The sequence below is a fragment of the Microbacterium sp. UBA3486 genome, from assembly GCF_002377845.1.
Classification (GTDB): domain Bacteria; phylum Actinomycetota; class Actinomycetes; order Actinomycetales; family Microbacteriaceae; genus Microbacterium; species Microbacterium maritypicum_A.
This window is the reverse complement of the sequence record NZ_DFQP01000013.1, coordinates 1-8,783: the sequence shown is the minus strand read 5'-3', so window position 1 is coordinate 8,783 and position 8,783 is coordinate 1. Positions and strand designations below refer to the sequence as shown.

The window sequence follows — 8,783 nt, the reverse complement described above, 5'->3', positions numbered from 1 at the left end:
GCACGTAGTCGGCTGTCCAGGGTCCGATTCCCGGCATCGCGAGCAGAGCAGCGCGCTGCTCGACGCCGTCGTCTCCGACCGTGAGCCGGAGGGAGCCGTCGGCGAGGGCGGCGGCAGCACCGGTGATCGCGCGGATGCGGGCGGCCGGGCCGCGCAGCACCTCGGCGCCCTGCGCGGCGATGGCCGACATCGTCGGGAACAGCAATCCGTTCTCGGTGCGCTCCCCCAACGCCTCGGCGAGTGCTGTGAGCGCGGTCCGGGCGGCGACCACGGTGATCTGTTGCCCCACCATGGCGCGGATGAGCATCTCGTGCGGATCAGCCGACCCCGGCACCCGGATCCCGGGGGTGCGCGCAACGAGCGGGGCGAGTTCGGTGTGCGCGGAGAGCGCCTCGTCGATCGCCTGCGGATCGGCATCGAGGTCGAAGATGCGCCGCACGATCGACACGAGCGGGGCCAGGTCTCCCAGCCGCGCGACCCGGGCGCGCAGGTGCAGACGAGCCGCATCGTCCTGACGCACGTCGAACCAGGCGGGTCCTCCCGACATCCGCAGATGCCGGGAGAACGACGTCGACGTCGTCTCCTCGATACCGGGAACGGCGCGTGCCGCCATCCAGGTGAAGATGCCGCTCGCGTCGAGCGGGCCGCGGTAGGGCAGCACGAGGTCGATCGACCCGGGAGCCGCGGACGCCGGAAGCCTTCGTCGGGCCCTGAGCTCGCCCGGGGTGAGTCCGAACACCTCGCGGATCGTGTCGTTGCATTGTCGGATGCTCGCGAATCCGGCGGAGAAGGCGACGTCGGAGATCGGCATGTCGGTGCCGACGAGGAGCATGCGCGCGGTGTGCGCCCTGTGTGCTCGCGCCAGTGCGAGCGGCCCGGCGCCGAGTTCGGTGGTCAGCAGCCGCGTGAGGTGCCGGCTGGAGTATCCCAGGCGCGCAGCCAGCCCGGGAACGCCCTCGCGCTCCACCACGCCATCCGAGATCAGGCGCATCGCCCGCGCGGCGGTGTCACCGCGGATGTCCCACGCGGGAGAACCGGGCGCCGCCTCGGGCAGGCATCGCTTGCACGCCCGATACCCGGCCTCGTGAGCCGCGGCGCTCGTCGGATAGAAGGTGACGTTCTGCGGCTTGGGCGTGCGGGCGGGGCAGCTCGGACGACAGTAGATCCCGGTCGAGCGGACGGCGGTCACGAACTGCCCGTCGAAGCGGGTGTCGCGCGCGCTGATCGCGCGGTAGCGCTCGTCGAAGTCGGTCACGGGGAAGCTCATGCCTCCACTCTGTCACGCTCCCTCGACGCCGACTGGCGGAAATCGGACACGGCTGTCGAGTCGGGAACGCCGAGACCCACCCGCCTCGTCCACCCCCACGTCGCCGGAGCGGCGCGTGCGGGTCTCGACGTGGAGAGTGGGTCTCGAGGTGCGAGCGCGGAGAGCACTCAGTGGAAGAAGTGGCGCTCCCCCGTGAAGAACATCGTGACGCCGGCCTTGCGAGCCGCGTCGACGACCTCCTCATCACGCACCGAACCGCCCGGCTGCACGATCGCCGTGACTCCGGCGTCGATCAGGACCTGGGCGCCGTCCGCGAAGGGGAAGAACGCGTCGGAGGACGCGACCGATCCCGCGGCGCGGTCGCCTGCGCGCTCGACCGCCAGGCGGCACGAGTCGACACGGTTGACCTGGCCCATGCCGACGCCGACCGTGGCGTTGTCCTTCGCGAGCACGATCGCGTTCGACTTGACCGCGCGGCACGCCTTCCACGCGAAGATGAGGTTCTCCATCTCCTCGTCGCTCGGACGCTCGCCGGAGACGAGCTCCCAGTTCTTCGCGACGGAGACGATGTCGTCGGGGAAGCGGTCGGCGTCCTGCAGCAGCAGTCCGCCGGAGACGAGACGCACATCCATGCGCTCCTGCTGCCAGTCCTCGGGCAGCTGCAGCAGACGCAGGTTCTTCTTCGCCTTGAACACCTCGAGCGCGGCCGGCTCGAACGACGGCGCGACGATGACCTCGGTGAAGATGTCCTTGAGGTTCTCGGCCATCTTGAGGGTGACCGTGCCGTTGGCCGCGATCACCCCGCCGTATGCGGAGACCGGGTCGCACTCGTGCGCGCGCAGGTGGGCGCTGGCGATGGGGTCGAGGGCGTTCGGCGCGGTGGTCGCGATGCCGCACGGGTTGGCGTGCTTGATGATCGCGACCGCCGGCTTGACCATGTCGTACGCGGCACGCAGCGCGGCGTCGGCGTCGACGTAGTTGTTGTACGACATCTCCTTGCCCTGCAGCTGCGTCGCCTGGGCGATGCCGTGGCCGCCGGCACGGGTGTAGATCGCGCCGCGCTGGTGCGAGTTCTCGCCGTAGCGGAGCGTGGCAAGGCGCTCGGCCTGGATCGTCAGGTGGGTCGGGAGGTCGCCGTCATCCTGCAGCGTCCCCTCGGCGAACCACGACGCGACCGCCGTGTCGTAGGCCGCCGTGTGCGCGAAGGCGCGGGCGGCCAGTTCGCGGCGCTGCGACACCGATGTGCCGCCGTCGGCGAGGGCCGAGATGATGCCGGGGTACGACTGCGGTGAGACCACGATCGCCACGTTGGCATGATTCTTCGCGGCGGCACGCACCATCGCGGGCCCGCCGATGTCGATCTGCTCGACGACATCGTCGCCGACGGCGCCCGAGGCGACGGTCTCGACGAACGGGTAGAGATTCACGACGACGAGCTCGAACGGGGTGATGTCGAGTTCGGCGAGCTGGCGCTCGTGATCCTCGAGGCGCAGATCGGCGAGCAGACCGCCGTGGATCTTCGGGTGCAGCGTCTTGACGCGACCGTCGAGCATCTCGGCGACCCCCGTGACGGAGGCGACGTCGGTGACGGGGAAACCCGCATCGCGGATGGTCGATGCCGTCGAGCCGGTCGAGACGATCTCGACGCCCGCGTCGGCGAGAGCCTCGGCGAGGACCAGGAGATCGGTCTTGTCGCTCACCGAGACGAGAGCGCGCCGGATCGGCACGGTGTCGCGATCGCGGTAGAGCGTGGGGTCGTGGCGGGGGCCGGCCATGATGGGCTCCTTCGTGCGGGGGGGGGCGTCGGGGGGAGGGGGTCAGGAAGAGGGGTCGAGGACGAGCGCGCCGGTGGCGATCCCGCGGACGACGTCGATGAGGAGTCGACGTTCGACGGGCTTGATCCGTTCGTGCAGACTGTGCTCGGTGTCGCCCTCGAGGATCGCGACACGTTCCTGCGCCAGGATCGGCCCGGTGTCGACACCGTCGTCGACCACGATCACGCTGGCACCGGTCTCGGCCGCGCCGGAGGCGAGGGCGTCACGGACGCCGTGTGCCCCGGGGAACTCGGGAAGGTACGCGGGGTGGGTGTTGATGAGGCGTGGCGAGTACTGCGCGACGAGCGACGGAGGAAGCAGACGCATGAGGCCGCTGAGCACCACGAGATCGGGGGCCCAGACGGCGAGCTGGCGGGCGACCTCCTCCCCCCAGGCTTCGCGGCTCTCGTGCTCATGCCAGGGCACGGTGAAGCTGGGGATGCCGAACTCCTCGGCGTGGGCGAGTCCGTCCGCCTCACGGTCAGCACCGACGACGATCACCCTGGCGGGGAAATCGGGGTGACGAGCGGCCTCGAGGAGGGCGCGAAGATTCGAGCCGGTGCCCGAGATGAGAACGGCGACCGTGAGCACGCGCCCAGTCTACCGGGGCGCGAAGCCCTCTTCCGCCCGGCTTCCGCTCACGGGCGGTGGACGTCAATCGCGCTCGTGACGCGGCGGGGCGAAGCCGCGGACATCGTCCAGGGGCGCCGTGTCGTCGAACGTCGGCGTCTCGGAGAAGGGGATACCGGGCGCTGTCCGCGCCGATGCGATGCTCGGGTCGAACTCGGTCATCTCGGCGATCCAGCGGTCCGTACGCTCCTCGGCCAACTCATCGCGGTGACGCGGTGACAGCAGCAGGATCGCGGCGCCGACGAGCACCTCCAGCCCGAGGGCCAGCATGAACGGAAGAGCCGCGGGACCGACATCGGCGAGCTTTCCCGGACCCATCGAGCCGTTCGCGAGCACCGCGGCGAGGCCCGCGACCCCTGCGCTGACGACGGCGATCCCCACCGCGATCGCCGCCCGCTGCATCGTCCCCAACGGCGTGCCCTCCCAGACGAGGCGCGAACGCACCGCCCAGCCGGCGAAAGCACCGGCGGCGATCGGGACGAGCACCACGATCAGCATCCACATCGAGCTGTTCTCGGGCAGCAGCCCGAACACCGGGATGCCCGGAACGACTCCCAACTGCGTACCGGCGGGCGAGACCGCGGTTCCGACGCCGACGGCGAAGCCGGGGCCGGCGAGCCAGGACGCCGCCCACACGATCAGGGTCGGGAGATACACGAGCTGCGCCAGCGTCATCACGGTCGCGCCGAGCGCATCGACGCGGGCAGCCTGGAACAGCGCCACGACCTCGCCACCGCGGAACAGCGTGATGACGGCGAGGGCCAGAGCGGCCGCTCCGATCACGCCGACCAGGGTGAAGGCCGTGCCGCGCACGATCGCGACGGGGACGGGCGCCCAATCCTCGCGGGCGTCGATGCGGTCGTGCAGACGGTCGAGGACTCCGCCATCCCCCTCTTCCCATGCGACCCGGACAGCCCCGCACACCGCGCCGACGAGGTAGACGGCGGTGGGGAGCCCGATCGCGAGGGCCAGGGGGGTCTGCACGGCATCCAGTCGCGCGGTCAAAGCGACGCCGGTGGAGATGGCGGCAAACACCACCGTTCCGGACACTGAGCCGAGCAGCCACGTTCCGGCTGCCGCGGCCCTGGCACCCGAGCGGGCGGCGAAAAGCAGGGTGAAGAGCAGGAACGCCAGTGGAGTGATCGAGACCGCGAACGAGGCCGCCTGCGGGGGGATCGCGAGAGCGACCAGCAGCTCGTCCGGGATCGTGACCTCGAGGGGCACGCCGTGGCCGAACTCCCAGAGCGTGCCGGTGAGCGGCCAGAGCGCGCCCCAGTCGGCCGTGACCCCGAAGGCGAGCGTCCACAGCAGCGTCAGCGGCGCGAGCAGCACGACGAGACCGACGGCCGCAGCGATGGCGGCGTCGAAGGCGGCGAGGAGCGCGACGAGGAGGCGTTGCATAGCGTTTCGAGACTACGACGAGTTGCCGACGAAGCCCTGGGGGCGCGCGTGGGGTCGGCGACACGATAGCGTTTCTCCGGAGGTTTCCCGATGACAACTGCCCCGCCCGCCCCGGCATCCACCGAACCCAAGAACTCCCTGGACCGCTTCTTCGAGATCAGCAAGCGCGGATCCACGATCGGCACCGAGATCCGAGGGGGTCTGGTGACATTCGTCACGATGGCCTACATCGTGATCCTGAACCCGATCATCCTCTCCGGCAAGCCCGATGTCGCCGGAGACATGCTCAGCTTCAACGCCGTGGGCGCCGCCACCGCGCTGACCGCCGGTGTGATGACGATCCTGTTCGGACTGGTCACGCGCCTCCCGTTCGGTTTCGCCGCCGGCCTCGGCATCAACGCCTTCGTCGCGTTCTCGGTCGTCGGCCAGGTGACCTGGCCCGAGGCCATGGCGCTGGTGATGATCAACGGTGTCGTCATCGTGCTGCTCGCCGCCACCGGGCTGCGGAAGGCGATCTTCGACGCGGTGCCGTTCCAGCTGAAGATCGCGATCACGGTCGGTATCGGCCTCTTTATCGCGTTCATCGGCTTCGTCAACTCCGGCTTCGTCACGGCGACCGGCGCCTCGTCTCCTCCGGTCGGCCTCGGCGTGAACGGATCGGTCGCGACCGTTCCGACCCTGCTGTTCGTCATCACCCTCCTCCTCACCGGCATCCTCGTCGCCCTCAAGATCAAGGGCGGCATGCTGATCGGACTCATCGGCGGCACCGTGCTCGCAGTCATCGTCGAGGCGATCTGGCACATCGGGGCCCGCGGCTTCGATGACGAGGGCAACGTGGTCAACCCGGGAGGCTGGGGCCTGACGGTTCCCGCGCTCGACGGCTCCCCCGTGGGTGTGCCCGACCTCAGCCTGATCGGCGCCGTCGACTTCAGCTTCGACCTGAGCAAGGTCAGCCTCGTCGCGATAGTGATGATCGTCTTCACGCTGCTCTTCACGAACTTCTTCGACGCCATGGGCACCATGACGGGCCTCGCGAAGGAGGCGAACCTCGCCGACGACAACGGCGACTTCCCCCGCATCAAGTCGGCGCTGGTCGTCGAGGGTGTCGGCGCGATCGCCGGTGGCGCGACCTCCTCGTCTTCGAGCACGGTCTTCATCGAGTCGGGCGCCGGTATCGGCGAGGGTGCGCGCACCGGACTCGCGAACGTGGTCACCGGCGTCGTGTTCCTGATCGCGATGTTCCTGACTCCGCTGACGTCGATCGTCCCGACCGAGATCGCCGCTGCCGCGCTGATCATCGTCGGTGCGATGATGATGGCGCAGATCCGCTACATCGACTTCAGCGATTTCCGCGTGCTGCTGCCGGTGTTCCTCACTGTCTCGGTCATGCCGCTGACCTACTCGATCGCGAACGGCATCGGCGCGGGCTTCGTCAGCTGGGTGCTCATCCACGCGTTCTCCGGCAAGGCCAAGTCCATCAGCCCGCTGCTGTGGGTCGTGGGCGCCGGCTTCTTGATCTTCTTCGCCCGAGGTCCGATCGAAGCGCTCTTCGGCGTCGGGATCTGACGCCGATCCGAGATCACGAAAGAGGGGCGGGTGCTGCGGCATCCGCCCCTCTTCGCATGCTCAGCCCGCGTAGGCGGCAGCGAACTCCGGCGACGGCTCGATCGGCTCGATCACGTCGATCAGCACACCGCCGGGCGCCTCGACGATGAAGTGGCGCTGACCGAAGGCTTCGTCGCGGAGCGGCAGCCGTTCCGGCAGACCCCGCTCCCCCACCAGGCGCGCATGCTCGGCAGCGGCATCCGGCACCTCGACGTTGAGCAGCAGCCCGCGCACGGGCTCACGAAACCCCTCGGGGATGGTCTCGTGCGAACGGTCGAGGATCGCGAGCTCACCGCCATCGAAGCGCAGGCTCACGTACCAGTCGGCCTCGAACACCACCTCGAAGCCGAACTCCTCTCGATAGAACCGCGCACTCGCTGCGACGTCTTCGACCATCAGCACCGGGTAGAAGCTCGTGATCCGCATTGCCTCTCCTTTACATACAGCGTGTTTGTATTCTGCGTGACTAGGATACATACAACCTGTACGTAAGGAAAGAGTCATGCCCCGAGCATCCGCGGCCGACGCCGCCGAGACCGCGCGACGAATTCTCGAGACCGCCACGACCCATTTCGCCGCGCACGGGTACGCCACCGCATCCGTGGACGAGATCGCCCGCCTTGCCGGAGTCACACGAGGTGCGGTCTACCACCACTACACGTCGAAGCCGCTGCTCTTCCGCGACGTCGCGGCTGCCCAGCAGCAGTCCGTTGCCGACGCGATCCGCGACGCCACGGAAGACAGTGCTCCGGATGCCGCTCTCCGCGACGGCAGTCACGCGTTCCTCGACGCGATCACCCGGGGAGCGGCGTCGCGCGTGCTGCTCGTCGACGGTCCCGCCGTGCTCGGCGGGGAGCAGTGGCGCCGACTCGACGCGGATGGACCGGAGCAGGAGCTGCGCACGGGCCTACGCGAAGCCGGCGTCTCCCCCGCGCTCGTGGATCCGCTCACCGCCGCACTCTCCGGAGCGATGAACGAGCTCGCCCTGTGGCTCGCCGCGCACCCCGATGACGCCGACGCGCGGTCGGAAGCGCACGTGGCACTCGAGCGCATCCTGGATGCCGTGGTCCCGCCCGGCTGAGTGAGATACGGCGCGCCGACGGCGCAGCGCACCGACCGGCGTCGAGGGTGGAGTCCCGACCCCGAGGAGATCCCGTGCATCACCGACACCGCGACGACCACCCGTTCGACCTGAGACGGGACGTCGACCGGCGCCTCCTCGAGTACCGGGAGCTCATTCTGGCCAGCCTCGAAGGCCTCACCGAAGAGGAGGCGCGGTCCGCGCCGATCCCCGGCGCTCCGAGTCCGCTGGGAGTCGTGCGTCACACGGCGTACGTGGAGGGCGTCTGGTTCGACGAGAGGATCACCGGGCGCCCCCGGGCCGAGATCGGCCTGCCGGTGGCCACCGCCAACTCCTGGAAAGTGCGGCGCACCGACGATATCGCCTCCGTCACGGCAGAGTGTCGACGCATCAGCGCCCTCGCTGACAGCAATCTGACCGATCGCGGGCTCGACGACGAAGTCGGCGAGAACCGGCGCAGCCTGCTCGCGATCTACGTCCACGTGTTGAGTGAGCTGGGCTGGAACACCGGACAGCTCGACATCCTGAGGGCAGCGATCCTCGCTGGGCGCCGCCGAGCCGCCAGGCCGACCGAACAGGCATGAAAGAAGGCCCCGGAGTGGAGTCCGGGGCCTTCAGATCAAGCGTAGCTCAGATCAGAGCGCTTCGATGATCGCGCGCATCAGGTCTGCCGTCTCGGACGGCGTCTTGCCGACCTTGACGCCGGCGGCCTCGAGGGCCTCCTTCTTCGCCTGAGCGGTGCCGGCCGAACCGGAGACGATCGCACCGGCGTGACCCATGGTCTTGCCCTCGGGAGCCGTGAAGCCCGCGACGTAGCCGACGACCGGCTTCGTGACGTTCGCCTTGATGTAGTCGGCGGCACGCTCCTCGGCGTCGCCACCGATCTCACCGATCATCACGATCGCCTTGGTCTCGGGGTCGGCCTCGAACGCCGCGAGCGCGTCGATGTGCGTGGTGCCGATGACCGGGTCGCCGCCGATGCCGA

8 protein-coding genes and 1 pseudogene are annotated in these 8,783 nt (G+C 69.4%); 3 read left to right on the top strand and 6 right to left on the bottom strand.

The features are described from left to right. The 4 genes from B2869_RS01750 to B2869_RS01735 all read right to left on the bottom strand — a co-directional run. A partial coding sequence (locus B2869_RS01750) for an AlkA N-terminal domain-containing protein (RefSeq protein ID WP_292761966.1) occupies nucleotides 1–1,267 on the bottom strand: 1,267 nt, incomplete at its 3' end. Nucleotides 1,268–1,434: 167 nt separating this feature from the next. Continuing rightward, nucleotides 1,435–3,042, bottom strand: coding sequence for a bifunctional phosphoribosylaminoimidazolecarboxamide formyltransferase/IMP cyclohydrolase (purH, locus tag B2869_RS01745; RefSeq protein WP_029258569.1), 1,608 nt, complete (start codon nucleotides 3,040–3,042; stop codon nucleotides 1,435–1,437). A 42-nt stretch (nucleotides 3,043–3,084) separates the two neighbouring features. Further along, complete coding sequence (gene purN / locus B2869_RS01740) at nucleotides 3,085–3,672, bottom strand: phosphoribosylglycinamide formyltransferase (protein WP_029258570.1); 588 nt, start codon at nucleotides 3,670–3,672, stop codon at nucleotides 3,085–3,087. Between the two features lie 63 nt (nucleotides 3,673–3,735). Further along, entirely contained in the window at nucleotides 3,736–5,112 is a 1,377-nt protein-coding gene (locus B2869_RS01735) for a DUF6350 family protein (RefSeq protein ID WP_167253309.1), read from the bottom strand. Between the two features lie 90 nt (nucleotides 5,113–5,202). Between B2869_RS01735 and B2869_RS01730 the strand changes: the two genes are divergently transcribed. After that, nucleotides 5,203–6,678, top strand: a complete 1,476-nt coding sequence (locus B2869_RS01730) for an NCS2 family permease (RefSeq protein WP_021198859.1) — start codon at nucleotides 5,203–5,205, stop codon at nucleotides 6,676–6,678. A 60-nt stretch (nucleotides 6,679–6,738) separates the two neighbouring features. On the opposite strand, the gene B2869_RS01725 is transcribed toward B2869_RS01730, so the two are convergent. Further along, complete coding sequence (locus B2869_RS01725) at nucleotides 6,739–7,143, bottom strand: VOC family protein (RefSeq protein ID WP_292761960.1); 405 nt, start codon at nucleotides 7,141–7,143, stop codon at nucleotides 6,739–6,741. 76 nt (nucleotides 7,144–7,219) lie between these two features. Here B2869_RS01725 and B2869_RS01720 point away from each other — a divergent pair, with 76 nt between their 5' ends. Both B2869_RS01720 and B2869_RS01715 read left to right on the top strand, forming a co-directional pair. Then, nucleotides 7,220–7,798 (top strand): TetR/AcrR family transcriptional regulator, encoded by a 579-nt coding sequence (locus tag B2869_RS01720; RefSeq protein ID WP_292761958.1) that lies wholly within the window; start codon nucleotides 7,220–7,222, stop codon nucleotides 7,796–7,798. A 74-nt stretch (nucleotides 7,799–7,872) separates the two neighbouring features. After that, complete coding sequence (locus tag B2869_RS01715; protein ID WP_292761956.1) at nucleotides 7,873–8,382, top strand: DUF664 domain-containing protein; 510 nt, start codon at nucleotides 7,873–7,875, stop codon at nucleotides 8,380–8,382. Between the two features lie 51 nt (nucleotides 8,383–8,433). Here the strand turns inward: B2869_RS01715 and B2869_RS01710 are convergent. Then, nucleotides 8,434–8,783 (bottom strand): annotated as a pseudogene (locus B2869_RS01710) (succinate--CoA ligase subunit alpha); the annotation flags it as partial.